The sequence below is a fragment of the Microbulbifer agarilyticus genome (assembly GCF_001999945.1).
GTDB lineage: Bacteria > Pseudomonadota > Gammaproteobacteria > Pseudomonadales > Cellvibrionaceae > Microbulbifer > Microbulbifer agarilyticus_A.
In genome coordinates, this window is the sequence record NZ_CP019650.1 from 867357 (window position 1) to 886268 (window position 18912).

At 55.8% G+C, this 18912-nt stretch carries 16 protein-coding genes and 1 pseudogene; 9 read left to right on the plus strand and 8 right to left on the minus strand.

The features are described from left to right. Positions 1 to 23 precede the first annotated feature (23 nt). From carA to greA, 3 genes and pseudogenes are all read left to right on the plus strand, one after another. Complete coding sequence (gene carA, locus Mag101_RS03595; protein WP_077400925.1) at positions 24 to 1172, plus strand: glutamine-hydrolyzing carbamoyl-phosphate synthase small subunit; 1149 nt, start codon at positions 24 to 26, stop codon at positions 1170 to 1172. A gap of 93 nt (positions 1173 to 1265) precedes the next feature. Next, a pseudogene (gene carB, locus Mag101_RS03600) lies at positions 1266 to 4495 on the plus strand (carbamoyl-phosphate synthase large subunit). A 148-nt stretch (positions 4496 to 4643) separates the two neighbouring features. Beyond that, positions 4644 to 5120 (plus strand): transcription elongation factor GreA, encoded by a 477-nt coding sequence (greA, locus tag Mag101_RS03605; RefSeq protein ID WP_077400928.1) that lies wholly within the window; start codon positions 4644 to 4646, stop codon positions 5118 to 5120. A 78-nt stretch (positions 5121 to 5198) separates the two neighbouring features. On the opposite strand, the gene Mag101_RS03610 is transcribed toward greA, so the two are convergent. From Mag101_RS03610 to Mag101_RS03645, 8 genes are all read right to left on the minus strand, one after another. Continuing rightward, positions 5199 to 6077, minus strand: a complete 879-nt coding sequence (locus Mag101_RS03610; RefSeq protein ID WP_077400931.1) for a hypothetical protein — start codon at positions 6075 to 6077, stop codon at positions 5199 to 5201. A gap of 123 nt (positions 6078 to 6200) precedes the next feature. Beyond that, positions 6201 to 7079: a hypothetical protein gene (locus Mag101_RS03615; protein WP_077400934.1), complete on the minus strand. Its 879-nt coding sequence runs from the start codon at positions 7077 to 7079 to the stop codon at positions 6201 to 6203. A gap of 486 nt (positions 7080 to 7565) precedes the next feature. Then, positions 7566 to 8516, minus strand: coding sequence for a hypothetical protein (locus tag Mag101_RS03620; RefSeq protein ID WP_077400937.1), 951 nt, complete (start codon positions 8514 to 8516; stop codon positions 7566 to 7568). Further along, on the minus strand, positions 8509 to 9063 hold the full coding sequence (locus Mag101_RS03625; protein WP_077400940.1) for a hypothetical protein: 555 nt from the start codon (positions 9061 to 9063) through the stop codon (positions 8509 to 8511). The genes Mag101_RS03620 and Mag101_RS03625 overlap by 8 nt, the downstream gene beginning before the upstream one ends. A gap of 51 nt (positions 9064 to 9114) precedes the next feature. Continuing rightward, on the minus strand, positions 9115 to 9978 hold the full coding sequence (locus Mag101_RS03630; protein WP_077400943.1) for a CsgG/HfaB family protein: 864 nt from the start codon (positions 9976 to 9978) through the stop codon (positions 9115 to 9117). 136 nt (positions 9979 to 10114) lie between these two features. Continuing rightward, on the minus strand, positions 10115 to 10531 hold the full coding sequence (locus Mag101_RS03635; RefSeq protein WP_077400946.1) for a curli assembly protein CsgF: 417 nt from the start codon (positions 10529 to 10531) through the stop codon (positions 10115 to 10117). Next, on the minus strand, positions 10531 to 10974 hold the full coding sequence (locus tag Mag101_RS03640; protein ID WP_232325122.1) for a curli production assembly/transport protein CsgE: 444 nt from the start codon (positions 10972 to 10974) through the stop codon (positions 10531 to 10533). Before Mag101_RS03640 ends, Mag101_RS03635 begins: the two co-directional genes overlap by 1 nt. Further along, positions 10971 to 11564, minus strand: coding sequence for a helix-turn-helix transcriptional regulator (locus Mag101_RS03645; RefSeq protein ID WP_077408023.1), 594 nt, complete (start codon positions 11562 to 11564; stop codon positions 10971 to 10973). The genes Mag101_RS03640 and Mag101_RS03645 overlap by 4 nt, the downstream gene beginning before the upstream one ends. Before the next feature lie 585 nt (positions 11565 to 12149). Here Mag101_RS03645 and Mag101_RS03650 point away from each other — a divergent pair. The 6 genes from Mag101_RS03650 (at position 12150) to Mag101_RS03675 (ending at position 18910) form a co-directional block, all read left to right on the plus strand. Then, positions 12150 to 13250 (plus strand): HlyD family secretion protein, encoded by a 1101-nt coding sequence (locus Mag101_RS03650; RefSeq protein WP_077400952.1) that lies wholly within the window; start codon positions 12150 to 12152, stop codon positions 13248 to 13250. Further along, positions 13237 to 14214: an ABC transporter ATP-binding protein gene (locus tag Mag101_RS03655; protein ID WP_198040152.1), complete on the plus strand. Its 978-nt coding sequence runs from the start codon at positions 13237 to 13239 to the stop codon at positions 14212 to 14214. The genes Mag101_RS03650 and Mag101_RS03655 overlap by 14 nt, the downstream gene beginning before the upstream one ends. Then, entirely contained in the window at positions 14211 to 15335 is a 1125-nt protein-coding gene (locus tag Mag101_RS03660; RefSeq protein ID WP_077400955.1) for an ABC transporter permease, read from the plus strand. The genes Mag101_RS03655 and Mag101_RS03660 overlap by 4 nt, the downstream gene beginning before the upstream one ends. A gap of 329 nt (positions 15336 to 15664) precedes the next feature. Then, positions 15665 to 17089 carry a hypothetical protein gene (locus Mag101_RS03665; protein WP_077400958.1) on the plus strand — a complete coding sequence of 475 codons (1425 nt, stop codon included), beginning with the start codon at positions 15665 to 15667 and terminating at the stop codon, positions 17087 to 17089. Then, positions 17082 to 18005, plus strand: a complete 924-nt coding sequence (locus tag Mag101_RS03670; protein WP_077400962.1) for a glycerophosphodiester phosphodiesterase — start codon at positions 17082 to 17084, stop codon at positions 18003 to 18005. The genes Mag101_RS03665 and Mag101_RS03670 overlap by 8 nt, the downstream gene beginning before the upstream one ends. Then, positions 18002 to 18910 (plus strand): MBL fold metallo-hydrolase, encoded by a 909-nt coding sequence (locus Mag101_RS03675; protein WP_077400966.1) that lies wholly within the window; start codon positions 18002 to 18004, stop codon positions 18908 to 18910. Before Mag101_RS03670 ends, Mag101_RS03675 begins: the two co-directional genes overlap by 4 nt. Positions 18911 to 18912: the final 2 nt, after the last annotated feature.

The following is an 18912-nucleotide window of genomic DNA, read 5'->3' on the forward strand; positions in this document are numbered from 1 at the left end:
CTGTTCCCACGCCGGAATCCTTGATGCCCAGCACCACCCCGGCACTGCTGGTGCTCGCCGATGGCAGTGTCTTCCGCGGTCGCGCTATTGGCGCCGAAGGCTCAACTGTTGGTGAGGTAGTCTTCAATACCTCCATGACCGGTTATCAGGAAATCCTGACCGATCCATCCTACGCCCGTCAGATCGTTACCCTGACTTATCCGCATATCGGCAATACCGGTACCAACTCTGAAGACGAAGAGTGTGCCGAGATCTGGTCTGCCGGTCTGGTGATCCGCGATCTGCCGCTGCTGGCTTCCAGCTTCCGTAACGAACAGTCTCTGGAAGATTATCTGAAGGCGCGCAATATCGTCGGTATCGCCGATATTGATACCCGCCGCCTGACCCGCATCCTGCGCGACAAGGGTGCGCAGAGCGGCTGCATCATTGCGGGTGCTCCGGAAGGTGAGAGTATTGACGAGGCGGAAGCCCTGAAGAAGGCTCAGGAATTTGCCGGCCTGAAAGGCATGGACCTGGCCAAAGTGGTTTCCACCAAAGAGCAGTACGACTTCAACGAAGGTACCTGGGAACTGGGTCAGGGGCATAAGCCGGCGCCGGCGGCGCAACCCTACAAGGTTGTGGCATACGACTTCGGCGTGAAGCGCAATATCCTGCGCATGCTGGTAGATCGCGGCTGCAGTATCACCGTGGTACCGGCAGAAACCCCGGCCTCCGAAGTGCTGGCGATGAATCCCGACGGTGTCTTCCTGTCCAACGGCCCCGGTGACCCCGAGCCGTGTGATTACGCGATCAAAGCGATCAAAGAGATCCTCGACACCAGCCTGCCGACTTACGGCATCTGCCTGGGTCACCAGCTGCTGGGCCTGGCGGTTGGCGCTAAGACCGCAAAAATGAAATTTGGCCACCACGGTGGTAACCACCCGGTACAGGACCTGAATAGCACCAAGGTGATGATCACCGCACAGAACCACGGTTTTGCGGTGGATATGGACACCCTGCCGGAGAATGTGGAAATCACCCACAAGTCTTTGTTCGACGGCACCCTGCAGGGTATTCGCCTGACCGACAAGCCGGCGTTCAGCTTCCAGGGCCACCCGGAAGCGAGCCCAGGCCCACACGATGTGGCGCCGCTGTTCGACCAGTTTATCGAGATGATGGAAGCGCGCCGCTAAGCGCCGCTTTCACGGCAGGGGCTTTAACGGGCCCCTGCGATGCAAGACCAGAATTTTATCCACCGGCTGCGGCCGGCTAGATTCGGAAGAAAGATGCCAAAACGCACAGACATTAAAAGCATTCTGATCATCGGCGCGGGCCCGATTGTCATCGGTCAGGCCTGTGAATTTGACTACTCCGGCGCCCAGGCCTGTAAGGCCCTGCGCGAAGAGGGTTACCGGTGATCCTGGTGAACTCCAACCCGGCCACCATCATGACCGACCCGGCCATGGCTGATGCTACCTACATCGAGCCGGTCGAGTGGAAGACCGTTGCCAAGATCATTGAAAAAGAGCGTCCGGACGCGATCCTGCCCACCATGGGCGGCCAAACCGCGCTGAACTGTGCGCTGGCGTTGGACGAGAACGGCGTGCTGAAAGAATTTGGCTGTGAGCTGATCGGTGCCGACAAAAATGCCATCGAAAAAGCGGAAGACCGCAACCTGTTCGACAAGGCGATGAAGGCCATCGGCCTGGAAACCCCGCGTGCCAAGATCGTTCACAGCATGGACGAGGCCAAGAAGGTACCGGAAGAGTTTGGTTTTCCGGTCATCATCCGTCCGTCCTTCACCATGGGCGGTTCCGGTGGTGGTGTGGCCTACAACTGGCCGGAATTCGAAGAGATCTGTAAGCGTGGTCTCGACCTGTCTCCGACCAACGAGCTACTGATCGACGAATCTCTGCTCGGCTGGAAAGAGTACGAGATGGAAGTTGTGCGTGACAAAAACGACAACTGCATCATCGTCTGTGCGATCGAAAACTTTGACCCGATGGGCGTACACACCGGTGACTCCATCACCGTAGCGCCGGCGCAAACCCTGACCGATAAGGAATACCAGCTGATGCGTAACGCATCCATCGCGGTATTGCGTGAGATCGGCGTGGAAACCGGTGGCTCTAACGTACAGTTCGGTATGGACCCGAAAACCGGCCGTATGGTGGTGATCGAGATGAACCCGCGGGTATCTCGCTCCTCCGCACTGGCTTCCAAGGCCACTGGCTTCCCGATCGCCAAGGTCGCGGCCAAGCTGGCAGTGGGTTACACCCTCGACGAGCTGCAGAACGACATCACCGGTGGTGCTACCCCGGCGTCTTTCGAGCCGTCCATCGACTACGTTGTGACCAAGATTCCGCGCTTCACCTTCGAGAAATTCGGTGAAGCAGATGCGCGCCTGACCACCCAGATGAAATCCGTGGGTGAAGTGATGGCCATCGGCCGTAACTTCCAAGAGTCGATGCAGAAAGCCCTGCGCGGCCTGGAAGTGGGTTCCTTCGGTTTTGAACCGAAGATCGACCCGGCAGAAGTGGGCTCCATGGAGCGCCTGCGTCGCGAACTGTCCGTACCGGGCGCCGAGCGCATCTGGTATGTGGGTGATGCCTTCCGTGTGGGCATGACCATCGAAGAGGTGTACGAACTCTCCGGCATCGATCCCTGGTTCCTGGTGCAGATCAAGGAACTGATGGATATCGAAGAACCGCTGAAGTCCATGCCGACCTCTGCCCTCGACGCGCAGACGATGCGCTTCCTGAAGCGCAAAGGCTTCTCCGACCGTCGCCTGGCCGACCTGCTGGGTGTGAGCCAGAAGACCGTGCGCGAGTTCCGCCACAAGATGGGCGTGTTCCCTGCCTTCAAGCGTGTAGATACCTGTGCGGCGGAATTTGCCACCAGCACCGCGTACATGTACTCCACCTACGACGAAGAGTGTGAAGCGGCACCTTCGGACAAGAAGAAAATTATGGTGCTCGGCGGCGGTCCAAACCGTATCGGCCAAGGCATCGAGTTTGACTACTGCTGTGTACACGCAGCGCTGGCAATGCGCGAAGACGGTTACGAGACCATCATGGTCAACTGTAACCCGGAGACTGTATCCACCGACTACGACACTTCCGACCGTCTGTACTTCGAGCCGGTAACCCTGGAAGACGTGCTGGAAATCGTGCGCAAAGAAAAACCGGTGGGCGTGATCGTACAGTTTGGCGGCCAGACCCCGCTGAACTTGGCGCGCTACCTGGCTGCCGAAGGCGTGCCGATTATCGGTACCACTCCTGAGCAGATCGACCGCGCGGAAGACCGCGAGCGCTTCCAGCAGATGATCATGCGCCTGGGCCTCAAGCAGCCGCAGAACGCCATCGTGCGCTCCGAGTTCGAAGCTATTCAGCGCGCCAAGGAAGTAGGTTACCCGCTGGTGGTGCGTCCTTCCTACGTACTGGGCGGCCGCGCGATGGAGATCGTCTACAAGGAAGACGAACTCAAGACCTACATGAAGGAAGCGGTAGAAGTATCCGACGATGCGCCGGTACTGCTGGACCACTTCCTGCACTCCGCCATCGAGGTGGACATCGATGCGGTTTCCGACGGTAAAGATGTGGTCATCGGCGCGATCATGCAGCACATCGAGCAGTGTGGCGTGCACTCCGGTGACTCCGCTTGCTCCCTGCCGCCGTACAGCCTGCCGGCCGACGTGCAGGACAAGATGCGCGAGCAGGTCAAAGCCATGGCCCGCGAACTGGGCGTAGTTGGCCTGATGAACACCCAGCTGGCGTACCAGGACGGCGAGATCTACGTGATCGAAGTGAACCCACGCGCGTCCCGTACCGTACCGTTTGTATCCAAGTGTATCGGCACTTCCCTGGCCAAGATCGCCGCACGCTGTCAGGCCGGTATCAGCCTCGCAGACCAGGGTTTCACCCAGGAAATCGTGCCGGATTACTACTCTGTGAAAGAGTCAGTATTCCCGTTCAACAAGTTCCCGAAAGTGGACCCGATCCTCGGCCCGGAAATGAAATCGACCGGTGAGGTGATGGGTGTGGGCGAGAGCTTCGCCGAAGCCTTCGACAAGGGTCTTATCGGTGCCGGCGATGCACTGCCGGAATCCGGCAAGGTGTTCATCTCCGTACGTGATGTGGATAAGCAGGGTGTGGTCGAGGTGGCGCGCGAGCTGGCGAGCCTCAGCTTCGAACTGGTTGCCACTCGCGGCACCGCGAAGGTCTTGCAAGAAGCGGATATTCCCGTTAAAACTGTGAACAAGATGAGCGAAGGACGCCCGCATATCGTCGATATGATCAAAAACGACGAGATTGCGCTGGTAGTGAATACCACCGAAGGTCGTCAGGCCATCCGGGATTCCGCCGACATCCGTCGCAGTGCGGAAAACCACCAGGTTTGTTACACCACGACCTTGGCTGCAGCACGCGCCATGGCCATGGCTCTGCAAATTGCTGAGCCGCACAAGGTACGCAGCTTGCAAGAGTTGCACCAGCGTGTAGTGCGCCTGCAGGGCTGATTACCGAGCCAATAGCACCGCTTTCACCGGCGGTGCAAATGAAAAGCTCTGCCATTTGGCGGAGCTTTTTCGTTCAAGAAATACTGTATAAAAACCATCGCGGCGACTTCCCAAGTACCGCGAAACATTGAGATTCTGGAGGTTCCCCATGAACCGCGTACCTATGACCGTTGAAGGTGCTGAAGCACTGCGCACCGAGCTGGAAGACCTGAAAAAGGTGCAGCGCCCCGCTGTTGTACAGGCGATCGCCGAAGCCCGTGAGCACGGCGACCTGAAAGAAAACGCCGAGTACCATGCTGCCCGTGAAAAACAGGGGTTTATCGAAGGCCGCATTCAGGAAATTGAAGCCAAGCTGTCTCTGGCTCAGGTGATCGATGTCAAAGCTATCGAGCCGTCTGGCAAAGTGATTTTCGGCACTACTGTGACCATCATCCATATGGAAGATGACAGTGAGGTGACCTATAAAATTGTGGGTGACGATGAGGCGGATGTGAAGCAGAAGAAAATCTCTGTGAACTCGCCGATTGCGCGCGCACTGATTGGTAAGGAAGAGGGGGATATCGCTGTTGTGAACACCCCGTCCGGCGCGGTGGAGTACGAAATCGACTCCGTCGAACACATCTGATTTTTCCCGTTGTGGATAAAACAAGGCGGCCAATGGCCGCCTTGTTTGTTTGTGCACTGTAGAGCGCGATAGCGAGCGCTACTGCAAAATCACCGCCAGGTTGCCTACGCCAACCTGGGTGATGATGGCGGTTTCAGACAGTCCGTTCTGAATTACCATGGCGTTGTTCAGGCTTCCGCTCTGGCTAATCATCGCGTTGTGCCCACCGAGGCCCTGCTGCAGGATGCTTGCGTGGTTCAGGGAGCCATCCTGGGTGATGGTTGCGCTGCTATACAGGCCAAACTGCGTAATGTAGGCGTCGTTACCGAAGCCATTCTGGGTGACAACGGCGTCGTTATAGAAACCTACCTGGGTAACGGTTGCATTGTTGCCTGCACCTGCCTGGTTGACCGTTGCGGTGTGACCAACGCCGCCCTGCAGAATTGCCGCATCGTTCCCGATACCTTCCTGATACACATAGGCCGCAGAATCGGCACTAAAGAATTGACCGATGTACGCATTGTGTACCAGGCCGTTCTGCTGGATGATCGCGGTGTTGTCGGTACCGGCGACCTGATCAATACGCGCGTTGTTGCTGGTACCCTGTTGCGAAATCACCGCGCTGCTATTAAACGATCCGATTTGCATGGTGTTTGCCTTATTGGCAAAACCCTGCTGCTGAATATCGCTAAAGTTGTCGGCACCGTATGACTGCAGCGCGTAAGCATCATTCAGTGACCCTTCTTGGGTTTGATAAATGACGCTACCGGTTTCACCAACCTGCGTAGCATGCGCCTGATTGAAAAAGCCGGTTTGTGTCTGGTGAACGGTGTTGCCCATTGCGGCAGCATCGGTCTGGTCCACGCTTGCGGTATTGCCGACACCTGTCTGGGTGAGCAACGCCGTATTGGTATCGGCCATCGCAGCGCCGCTTACTGCCAGCATCGCAACGGTACTGATGTGCGCTAGATACTTCATTTGAACTCCCTCACTTCCCACATCGAAAGGAATTTTTTGAAATAGCGTGAGTGATTTTCTGTGTCGATAAATAACGAACGAGCGGCTGATTTAGCCGCTCGTCGTTAAACGCTGATTCCAGAATTACTGGAAAATCACCGCGTTGTTACCGATACCCATCTGGGTGGCAGTTGCGGTATCACCAACAAGTCCCAACTGGCCTACCAGTGCGTTGTTGAACGCACCAACCTGGGTGGTGGTTGCCATATGGCCTACACCAACCTGACCGATGTAACTGTCGTTGAAGAAACCGAACTGGGAGCTGGAACCTGAGTTTGCGGCGCCCAGTTGAGACACATCAGCTTGGTTGCCAACGCCGTCCTGCAGGATGCTGGCGTCGTTGAACAGGCCGACCTGACGGGTGTCCGCGTCGTTGCCGAGGCCCAATTGCGTGATGCTGGAGGACTGCAGGATACCTGATTGCCAGGAGTCTGCGTTGTTCAGCGCACCGTTCTGACTAATCGTCGAGGAGTCGAGCAGGCTCAGAAATTGTACAGACTTGGCGCTGTTGCCAATGCCATTCTGACTGATGGAGGCCGAGCTCAGCAGGCTCACTGTTTGCGATATTTTGGCCCAGTTTAGGAAGCCAGTTTGCACGATCGAGGCTGAGGACAGGCCAGACGCCGTTTGCTTGGTTTTCGCGGTGTTGGCGACACCTACCTGCAGAACCGATGCGGTGTTACTGAGGCCGAGGGTTTGGGTGGAGGAAGCGTAGTTCAGCGCACCCAGCTGGACTTGCATGATCATGCTGCCATTCTCGGCAGACTGGGAGGCGTCGGCACTATTGAAGAAGCCGGTTTGCACTTGCATCACGGTATTGTTGTTGGTGAGAATACCCGCCTGATTCACATTGGCGTTGTTACCAACACCGGTTTGCAGTGTTGTAGCGGTATTGTTCCCTGCAAAAGCAGAACCACTGGCAGCGAGCAAGATTGCAGCGGCAATCGGGGTAAACGTCTTCATGAGTTGCTCCTTTACTTCGGACGTTAAATACAACCAGCCCTTGGAAGCTGATTAGCGATGGCGCGACAGCATGCCTGCGCCATATACCTCGACACGAAGCCCCACGTTGAAACGTGTTCCACACAATCGTGAGGCATCGGTGCCTAAGTTCTTGAAGTTCGGTGCCCGCGCGCATACAGCGCTCTCCATTTGTGTGCGGAGAATTGGCGCGGCCCATAGCGTTGGCTACAGTCTCTCGACATATTTTTGAACGGCGCTGATCAAAAAGTATTCGATGTGTATTTGAGTGTTGTTGCTGGGAAGGTCGGGCGCTATAGGAGGGAAGTCATGAAACACTAGGAAGAAAGTACAATTTTTAATCAGTAATAATTCTGGAAATCACGCGCTCATAACTGAATAGTACAGTTATGGCGTGAAAAGTATTTTTACCAAGGAAATATCTGCCAGGAAGGCAATGTGAGTGACAGCGGGCGAATTGCGTCCTGCTTAGTGGCTGAGTGACACCGAATTACCCACACCGTACTGGGTCACGGTGGCACTGGAAGAAATCCCGGTTTGGTTAACCGTGGTTGCGTTGAGCGTACCTGACTGGCTTATGGTCGCCTGGTGATTTCCCCCGAGGCCAATAGCGTCACGCTGTTCAATCGTCAGCTGGTTGAAGTTACCACTCTGACGGGCGCCGATCTGATTGTCGTCACCTGCTTGCAACAGCGATGCCTGATTGGCGAGCCCATCCTGAAATACATCCGACTGTTGTAGCGTGCCAGACTGCTGAATCACGCTCTTGTTAAACGCTCCCTCCTGAACGGAGATTGACAGTTGGGCGACACCGGTCTGCGCAACTGCGGTCGTATTGTCATTGCCCCGTTGCGCAACAAAACTTCGTGCATAAAACGCACTGGTTTGCTGGATCTCCGCGCGGTTCTGTATGCCGACTTGTCGGATACGCAAATCATTGAAGTTGCCATCAAGTTGCTGCGCGTCTGCCTCATTGCCGAAGCCGCCCTGTTGTACCTGAGTGCGGCTGTTATAGGAAACGGATTGCAGGCTGGTTACGCGGTTCTCTGTACCGACCTGCAGGCTATGCACTTCGTTTCCAGTACCGTATTGCTGCTGTGCGTAGGCCTGATTGAAAATGCCTTCTTGTTGCTGTTGGATCAGGCTGCCGCTCTCCTGTTTCTGTGTCGCTTCCGCTGTGTTCTGTGTACCTTCCTGATCCTGCTCCAGCTCGTTGTCTGCAGTGTTAATAAACTGCTGCTGAGTTAATGCGAAGTTATCCAGCCCTTCCTGGTACTGGTATACGATATTTTGCTCAGCCTGTGCTTCCGGCAGATAAGCAGACAGCGAGCCGACAATCGCCAGAGCCGTTGCGAACGCGGGTTTGATTGCCCTGGGTGTTGCGCGGTTTTGGATGCGCGAGAAGGTGTGACTAGTCATATTGATTAATCGTGGTGCTCATGGATACGCCCGTCTGGGTGACCGCAGTGCTCAAGCCGTTTCCGCGCTGATTAATGGTGACGTTGTGATAGAGCCCTACCTGCTCGACCGTGGCAGAGTTGCGCACACCGTACTGGGTGATGCCGGCAGTATGTGCATAGCCGACCTGTTCCAGCAGGATCAGATTTTCATAACCCGCCTGCAGCAGTGCCGCGATATTGCCCTCACCAGCCTGGGTGGCAACACTACTGTTGCCGTCACCGGCTTGGTTGGCAACAACCAGGTTGTTGAACCCCGCCTGTTGGACAGAGAGGAAATTCACCGTGCCTGTCTGCTTTGCGGAAACCTGATTGAAATTTCCCTCCTGATAGATATTGGCCATATTGGCGGCAGAAAAGCCGAATGACACATCGAGTTCACTCAGTGTCGAAAGCTCGGATGCCGTGCCTTCGATTTCCTGTGCCATCAGTGATCCGGGAAATGCCAGAAGGAAAACCGACACATATCTCGAGTAGGGACTAGCAAACTTGGTGTGCCAGAGATTCATGGATGTTTCTCTTAGATTTTTCTAGCGAAAGAAAGCTGGGCAAAAGACGATCTACAAGATGGCTGTGCCTTCGTTCAGGTAGTACTGCAGTACCGGGTTATTAATATCTTCCGGGTTATCCAGTGCCCAGGAATTCGCGACAATACCCTGGCCAATTAGATGGATCACGGCGGATTCCATTGCCGACAGCATGGCGAGCTGGGCGGGTTCATTGGTGGTAGTGCCCACTTCCATTTCCAGGAGGCGCTTGAACTTCACGTAACGGAATACGTCCGCACTGATAGCCTTTGAGTACACCGTCTTTGACGTCAATACCGAGTGGAGTACGCGGCCTGAGCGTATGTCGACAGCGCGCAGATTGACCGTTACTTGATCTACCCGATATTGCTCGTCTGCGCCGATACCGAAATAGCGAATACCCGCACCACCGGTGCGGATATTGGTGTCATAGGCGACGATACCGCCTTCGAGCAGAATGTTGGCGGCGACCAGAGACGGCAGTGCCAGGTTATTTTCCGGTGCATTGGGTTTGGCCAGTGCTGCGCGCACGATCTTGCGCTCCGTCAGCAGGTTTTGCAGCCCCTCGCGCTCCAGTGGAATAAACCATCCGGATTCATTCAGTACATTCATCAACATCGACGCAGCACCCTGGGTAACTGCGGTAGAGAAGCTACTCGAAGGCGCGGGTTTATACTGGCCGGTTTGGTCACGGAAATTGTACACCGCCGCGAGAATTTTCCCTCGCGGTTGAGGCAGCCCAAGCAGGTCGCGGAAGGTGTTCTTACGCGGCGTCAGCTTCGCATCTTGAATGCCAGGTCCAAACAGGGCCTCGCCCGTTTGCTTCACCAGAACGCAGCCATTCAAGGCGAGCACAAACGAAAGGGTGGCGACGAGTCTGAAACCTCTAGTAAACATCACGCTTGTCTCCAATATTATTCGCGATTATTCGGATTGCGGATCAGTCCAGGATGCATCTAGTTGGCGCTGATAGCTTTTTCCTATTTGTGATTAACGTCTGTGGGTTCGTGTATTCGGGTCGCGTAGTGCTACATTAATTCGTCGGGTTTAAACCGCTCACCACAATTTCACTCTTGTCTCCGGTGGAGCGATCGGTAATCAGTACCGTCAGGACGCCATCGTTATCCACAATCTGGACGATGAAGTCGTCGGTGACCAATTCACCGCTATTGCCATCACCCACATCGGTCAGCAGTTGGTTGAGCAGGCGTGTTTCCAGCGAGTCGGTAAAACGGTCCAGCGCGCTGGGTTGCTGGTAAAGATCTGCCGGGCTGTCCGGATCATCGTGATCATCCTGAGACTGGGCATTCTGCAAGAGAAAGGTGCCGTTCAGTGGGTTGCCACCGAAATTCGGATTTGTCGGTTCGTAGATCAGCTCGGTAGCAAGTGCGCTGCTGCCCACCGCGATACCAGCGATAAATGCCAGTTGACGCATTATTTTGATTTTCATCAGAGTTCGTCCTTGCCTAGATCAAAGTGGTCGGTAAAGGCCGCCCGTACCTTTTCCTGTAAAACCATTTCGTGAATCATCTGTGACGCTTCTTCTGCCAGCTGGCGAATATTGTTCGTGCTAGGGCTGATGAAGCGCCGAAATACTGTTTTGTTGTTGTAGGTAATCCAGATCAGATTGCCCCAGCGGGCGGAGGGGCGTTCTTGGATCGTGAGGTTGTAGTCGCTGTCTGGATAATTCAGGTTGCGGTACTCACTCATATACCGTGCGAAATCATGCCCCGTGCGGGTAATTGTCTGGTCGATATTGAAGCCGCTAATCTCATCTTCGATAGCGGCGCTATCTTCTGCCACTACCTGGTCTTCCAGCGTACCGTTGTCCTCCTGCGAGAATGCAAGTAGCGGCGTCATTAGTGACAGGCAAAACGCGACAGCGGCTCTCATATCCGTTCAACTTGCAGATGCAATTTTGCCCAGTTACTTGCCTGTAGTCGGTTCTTCACACCAATCTTGCGAAAGATGTTGTACATGTGGTTTTTTACGGTGTGCTCACTCAAGTGCAGGCGCGACGCAATGATGCTGTTTGGCTCTCCGGTAGTGAGCTGAGCCAGGATTTCCTGCTCCCGCTTGGTTAACAGCAGCCTCGATCTCGAATCGGAATCACTTTGAAGTTGGGAACTCTGGATGCTTGAGGCAAGTTTGCTGACAAGTTCCTGTTGTCCGGTGCGGTGATCGCAGAGGAAAACAAACTTGCGCTCTTCCAGAGGGGTAGTTATGTGGGCAGGTAAATCATCGGGGAGGTTGATGAGTAGGACGCGGGAGTGTTCCAGACCCTTCAAATACTGAAACTCTGTTCCCGGGATTGATTTGGCGGCGAGGCCAAAACAATTTACGACGATTGCATCGTAGTTTTGCAGGCAGTGCTTCTGCTTGCCAAATTCCGATTTTTCCCAACTAAACGGCAATGATTCTGAAATGAGAGAGAACAGCAAATCCCCATGAAGGCCGGCATCGCTCAAAAAGAGAATCGGCATAGATGACCCCATAATTAACTCAAGGAGTCTCAGGGATATGGGCATGTGGGAGGAGATACCTGTGTGGCACTATCAGGCAAAAAATGCGTCTTCCCACGTTCCTCGCCGATGCGTCTTAAATTGCTGCGCGTTGTGGGACAAACCCACTTCTTCGTTTCGGGAGGAAAATATGCCAATCCACTTAAGTGGAAAATCTCAATCCCTGAGAAATTTGTATGGAGTGTAGACGGATTTCCCGGAAAGTCGGCGCAATCCGATGACAGAAGCTGGATTATTTATTCGCGCTGCATACTTCATCGATGGGGCAGCCCGAGTATTCTCATGTACCTATAGTTTTTAGGGGATATTTTTTGTTGAAGTGGTTTTGCCGAAATTTATTTTTTTAAAATTTGGGAGGTTTTTATGTGGCTGGCGATGATCCATGTGTCATGGGATGCTTTCGGTTCCGGTTTCACATCATATACCCCTCGCTGAATATGCTCAGTGCGTCACCGGGTTAATCTTCACATGAAGTTTGCGGCGCTAATTTGTCGCCTGTGTGTCTTGTGCCTCGTTCTTTGTGCGTGCGAAAAGCCGAAGGATATCGTGCTGGGTACGCTGGAGTGGGATCGTATCGCGCTGCCCGCACCGCTGGCTGAAAAAATCGTGCAGGTACATGTGCGCGAGGGGCAGCGGGTGGAGGCGGGGCAGTTACTGCTGGTGCTTGACCCTTCGGCGACCCTGGCGCAATTGCGTGCATTGGAAGCGAGTGTGGCGCGCCAGCAGGCGGCGCTCGTGGAACTGCGTGTCGGCCCACGGGTAGAAGAAATTGAACGCGCCAGAGCCGATCTGTTTGCCGCGCGGGCGGATCTGGTAGACAGGGAGGCGGATTACCGGCGCCTGGTGGCGCTGGGCAAAAATAATTACGTTTCGCAGGCGGATATCGATGGCGCACTGGCCGCGACGCAAAATGCGCGGGCACAGGTGCGCTCCACACAAGAGCAGTTGCTGGAACTGGAGCGCGGTAATCGGGTAGAAGACATAGAGCAGGGGGAGGCCGCTCTTGCCGAGGCCCGCTCGCAGGCGCAAGCTCAGCGCGTGCTGCTGGAGAAACTCACTGTCCGTGCACCTCGTGCCGGGCTGGTGGATAGCATTCCTTTCAAGCTAGGCGACGAGGCCCCGATCGGCGGCTCGCTGGTGGTGATGCTGGTTGGCGATACACCCTATGCCAGGGTTTACGTTCCACAGTCACTGCGCCGCGATGTCGCCGTCGGCCGCCAGGCGCGCATCGTGCTGGATGAGAGCACGACTTCAGCGAAGGCGGACAAAGCCCTAAAACCTGTAGCCTATCCCGGACGGGTACGGGTAGTGCGCGATGAACCATCGTTTACGCCTTACTACGCGTTGACCGGCAGTGATGCCGCCCGCCTCAGTTATATTGCCGAGGTGCAATTTGCGCCGGGGCAGGGCGTCGCTCGCTTGCCTGCCGGCTTGCCACTGCGTGTGGAATTTCAACCGGGAAGGGACTCAGCAGCTCCTGCACCTCAGCCCAGCGCACTACCCGGGTTCGACCGACTGGATTTCTTCAGCACAGATTCGCCGGGTCCGCTTGAGGAGTACGACGGCCGGCAAATGCCCGATGCACTGCAGCCCTCTGAACAACCGCCCATTGAACAACCCCAAGAGCCTGATGATGTCGGAAAGTGATGTCGCCATTCGCGCGCGCGGATTGAGCAAGACATTCGGTTCTCTGGTGGCCGTGGATCATGTGGATCTCTCGGCACCGCGCAAGCAGATATACGGCTTTCTTGGCCCCAACGGATCTGGCAAGTCCACCAGCATTCGCATGCTGTGTGGCTTGCTGACGCCGTCGGCAGGGGAGATCGAAGTGCTTGGTCTGAAGATTCCCGCTCAGGCGGAAGTGCTGCGCCAGCGTATCGGCTATATGACACAGCAGTTTTCCCTGTTTTCCGATCTGACGGTGCGCGAGAACCTGGAGTTCCTCGCGGCGGTACAAAATGTACCGACCAATAAGGCTCGGGCCCGTATCGACGACCTGCTTGAGGAATATCATTTCGAAGGGCGCAGCGGGCAATTGGCGGGAACCATGAGCGGAGGCCAGAAGCAGCGCCTGGCACTGGCAGGGGCGGTGATTCACGAACCGGAGTTGTTATTCCTGGATGAGCCTACCAGTGCGGTGGACCCGGAATCCAGGCGCGACTTCTGGGAAAAGCTGTTCGAACTGACCGACGCCGGCACCACCATTCTGGTTTCCACCCACTACATGGATGAAGCGGAGCGATGCCATCGCCTGGCGATCCTGAATCGCGGTCGTCTCGTGGCCGACGGTACGCCCGGTGAATTGACCGGTGCACTGAAAGGCCGAATATTATTGGTGGAATCCGCAAATCAGCGACAGGCACGGGAATGCCTGCTGAAAGTGCCCGGTGTAATCAGTGCCGCGCAGATTGGCAATAGCTTGCGCATTCTCACGGATGGGCAGGGGGAGGTGGCTGCGGTACAGCAGAAGTTACAGCAGGCGCTGAGCAGTGCCGAACCCGGTGCCCGTATTACACCAATTGCCGCGAGCCTTGAGGATGTGTTTGTATCGGCCACCCATCGTCAGGCGGGCGATAGCGCCACGCTCGCCACAGCGGAGCCGCAACGTTGAACTGGCGGCGTCTTTACGCGGTGTTGGTCAAGGAGTTTCGTCAGATGCGGCGAGACCGCATGACCCTGGCGATGATCGTTGGCATTCCCATTATGCAGCTCGCGCTATTTGGTTACGCCATCAATCTCAACCTGCGTAACCTGCCGGCGGCGATCGCCGATCAGTCTAAAACCAGTGCATCCCGTCAGTTTGTGATGGACATGATTGCGACGGAAGTCATCGAACCAGTCACGCCAGCACAAACCCCGGATCAACTGATGGGCATGCTGCGCCGTGGCGAGATCAGCGTAGGGGTGGTGATTCCCTACGACTACGAACGCCGCCTGGCACTCGGCCAGGAAGCGGTGCAGATACTGGTGGATGGCAGTGATACGGTAGTGCAAAGTGCGGCCCAGCAGCTGGCGCAGATTCCGGTGGGAGAACCGCCGCCAGAGACCGACACTGCGTTGCCGAACCGGCAATCAACAGTGCCCTTACCGGATGGGCCTATCAGCATCGTGGCCTTCTACAATCCGCAGCGCGTTTCCGCGATCAATATCGTTCCCGGCCTGATCGGCATCATTCTGACCATGACAATGGTGATGTTTACTTCGGTGGCGATCGTGCGCGAGCGCGAGCGGGGCAATATGGAGTTATTGATTGCCACGCCCATCAGCCGTGCGGAACTGATGATCGGCAAGGTATTGCCCTATGGGCTGATTGGGCTGGTGCAAACCAGCCTGATCCTGTTGCTGGGGGTAGTGCTATTCAGCGTGCCCATTCGGGGTAGCCTGTTGGATGTGTACATCGCCGCGTTACTCCTCATTCTGGCGAACCTGGCTATGGGGCTGCTGATCTCCACGCGCGCACAGTCGCAATTTCAGGCCATGCAGATGACGTTTTTCGTCTTTCTACCGTCGATCCTGCTGTCCGGCTTTATGTTCCCTTTTGACGGTATGCCCAAGGCGGCGCAGTGGCTCGCGGAGATATTGCCGCTTACTCACTTTCTGCGCCTGATTCGGGGCATCATGTTGCGGGGCGCCGATATTCTGGAGCTGTGGCCGGATCTGGTCGCGTTACTGGTGTTTGTGGTGGTGATGATGACTCTCGCCATTCTGCGCTTCCGCAAACGGCTCGATTAGCGGCCCTATTGCACGTTAAATCCCCCGTCTCAATCCGTTCTCACACCTGTCCCTTGGCGGTACACGCTATCTTTTGGCGCTAAAAGCCTCTTTTTTGTAGTTCGCGCTTCCGTCTGGGCTAGTCAACCGCGGATATCCGCCTTTTGCCGCATTTGTGGCGTGGCGCACGGGATTCCTTTCGCGGCACTTGATAGCATGGGGTGTTACCCCGGCCCGAATCGAATAAAGCGAAGTTATCCATCAGGACTTAAACCAGGACTTACACAGCAGTACTTAGGTCTGTGCATCCAATAAGCATTGCTGCCAGTCAGCAGGGAGGACGTTGTACCATGGCCGAATTATTCCAAAGTTTGCCGCCGTGGATGTGGTTTGTCATCGCACTGGTTGCGCTGTTTCTGGCGCGCAGACCCGCCCATCAGGGCATCTACGCATTGGCGCGCTTTTTTCACCAGTCCCTGCGGCTTGGGGCCAATGCCGTTGGGGCAGCGGAGACACGCCTGCAACTGCGCAATCGCGAGGTTCTGCTGGCCGCGGGACGCGAGGCGACCGAGCGACAGCTTGAGCGGGACTTTGGCCGCATCGAAGCGGCGATGAAAAAAGATCTCGCCCAGTACCCATCCCTGCACCGGCGTTTGTGCGAGCAGCTCACTACCATCGACGAAGACTATGTGCGCAGCGCCGAGGTCCCTCCCGAACCCACCAACTGGGCCAAAGCCATCAAGGCGGTTGCCGAAATTCCTTCCAAACACGACGGCGTGGTTGGCGATGTGCTGGAGACGATCCATGGCTCCATGCGCAAGGCGGAAGGCCGCGCGCTGGAAGCCTACCGGGAGTCCGCGCGTGAACGTCACTTGTTGTTAAAACGCATGATGCCGGGCTGGCGTGGCATTCTCACCAGTCTCGGGGATATGCACAAAACCGTGACCACAGTGCAGCAGCGTTCCAAAGCCATCGACGGACATATGGAGCGCTATGAGGAAATTCTGCAGGGCAGCGACCGCGCGCTACGCATTTTGTCTTCCTCCTCACTGATTCAGTTTTTCATCGCGACACTGGTGCTGGCGATGGTCGCCGGCGGTGTCTTGGTGAACTTTCACCTGATTGCCCGCCCGATGGCAGAAATAGTCGGCAGCGCCAGTTCCCTCGGTGCCTTCAAGCTGGCCGATATTTCTGCGCTGGTGATTATCTTTATGCAGATCTCGCTGGGCGTGCTGGTTATGGAGAGCCTGCGGATTACCCGTATGTTCCCTGCTGTCGGTGCACTCGCCGACAAATTGCGCAATCGTATAAAGTCGACAGCGCTTGTCCTACTGGTGCTCTTCGCCACGATGGAGGCGGGTCTCGCGTATATGCGGGATATCTTGTTGCAACAAGATCTTGCTCAGGGTGCAGCGCTTGCTGGCAGCGATGCGGTGGGAAGCCCGGTGCACTGGATCACCGTGGCCGTGCAAATGGGGATGGGTTTTTTCTTGCCATTTGCACTCGCGTTTATGGCGATTCCTCTGGAGCGATTCGTGCTGTCTTTACGCACGGTGGTCGGCGTGGTTTCCACGTTCACCCTGCGCCTTCTGTCGATGGCCCTGCGGCTGACAGGCGCGGCGGTTACCGGTTTAGGCGGTATGCTGGTACGAGTTTACGACATTGTGATCTTCTTCCCTCTCTGGCTGGAAGCCCTGTTATTGCGTTGGCGCGAACAGCGCGCTGCGCGCCTGGCTGCGAACCTGACTGCGAGTGAATTGTCCGAAAATGCTTAAACGCCTGTTGTTACTACTGGTTCTGGCTGCTTTGCTGTTTCTTGGCTGGCGCTTTTTGGCCGCACGCCCTGCGCCAGACACCGGTCTGCAGTTCCCCAGTTACCAACAGGAAGGGTTTCGCCGACCGCTGGTGATTGCCCATGCGGACGATTCCGGCAAGGGCCTGTTCCCGGGCAATACGGCGATTTTTCTCGAGCAGATGGCCGCCCTGAAGGTCGATGTTCTTGAGATGGATGTGCACCTGACGGCAGACGGTGCACTGGTGCTGATGCACGATGACACCGTGGATCGGACCACGGATGGGCAGGGCGCGATTCGCGATAAAACCTTGGCGCAACTGCGCCAGTTGAACGTGGCTTACAATTGGACCAAGGATGGCAGCAGTTACCCCTACCGGGAGAACCCCCAAAGCATCCTTACGGTTGATCAGGTATTCAAAGCCTACCCGCGCTATCCGATGATTGTTGAGCTGAAAACACCGCAGGCAGAAGCCGCGCGTTTGCTGTGTCAAAAGCTCCAATCCTTCCAGAAAAGTAATCTGGTGATTGTTTCCTCCTTTCACCAGGAGGCGATAGACGCATTTCGCCGCGACTGTCCGCAGGTGGCCACTGGAGCAGGGGCTGACGAAGTAAAAGCCTTTGTCGCGACGAGTCAACTGCGCCTCTTCCGCCTGTTGAGTCCCCGCTATCAGGCGCTGCATATTCCGGTGCGTTATTCTGGTATCACCCTGGTGGATCGTAGTAGTGTGCAGCAGGCGCAGATCCGAGGCGTTCGTGTCGACGTATGGACCGTCAACGACGAACCCGAAATGCGTCGGTTGATCGCCCTGGGGGTGGATGGGATCATGACCGACAGGCCGGATCGTCTACAAAAAATAATTGAAGAACTACAGGAATTTGAGGAGATGAATCAATGAAGAAAGCGTTTTTGGTGAAACTGGCGGCGCTTGGTTTAAGCTTGAGTGCGGCCATGTCCGCGCAGGCGCAGCGCGACTTTTCCAAGGTGGAAATCAAATCCGAACCTGTAGCTGAAAACCTGTATATGCTGACCGGCCTCGGCGGCAATATCGGACTGTTCGTGGGGGAAGACGGTGCGTTTATGGTGGACGATCAGTTCGCCCCGCTGAGTGAAAAAATACTCGCGGAGGTGGCGAAGCTCACCGATAAACCCCTGCGCTTTGTGATCAACACCCACTGGCATGGCGACCACACCGGTGGTAACGAAAATATGGGCAAGGCGGGTGCACTGATTGTTGCGCACGAGAATGTGCGCAAGCGCATGAGTACCGAACAGTTCACCAAGCTGTGGGACCGCACCACCCCGCCGGCCCCAGCGGATGCGCTACCAGTCATTACCTTCACCGATGCCACCACCTTCTACTGGAATGGCGATGAAGTCCGTGTACAGCATGTGGGCCCGGCACACACCGATGGCGATTCGATCATCCATTTCAAAAATGCCAATGTGGTCCATATGGGCGATACCTTCTTCAATGGCAGCTACCCCTATATCGATATTTCCGCGGGCGGTGTGTTGGACGGCGTGATCGAAAATGCGCGCAAAGTGATCGAGATGTCTGATGACAACACGCGCATCATTCCCGGTCACGGACCGCTCACGGATAAGAAAGGGCTGCAGAGCTACCATGACTTGCTGGTGAAATTGAAAGGCAACATCAAGGCGCTGGTGGACAAGGGCATGAGCAAAGAAGAAGTCATAGCGGCAAACCCCACCAAGGAGTTTGATGAAAAGTACGGCCAGGGCTTTATGAAGCCCGATGTGTGGACCGGAATTGTCTACGACTCGATCAAGCAGCAGTAATC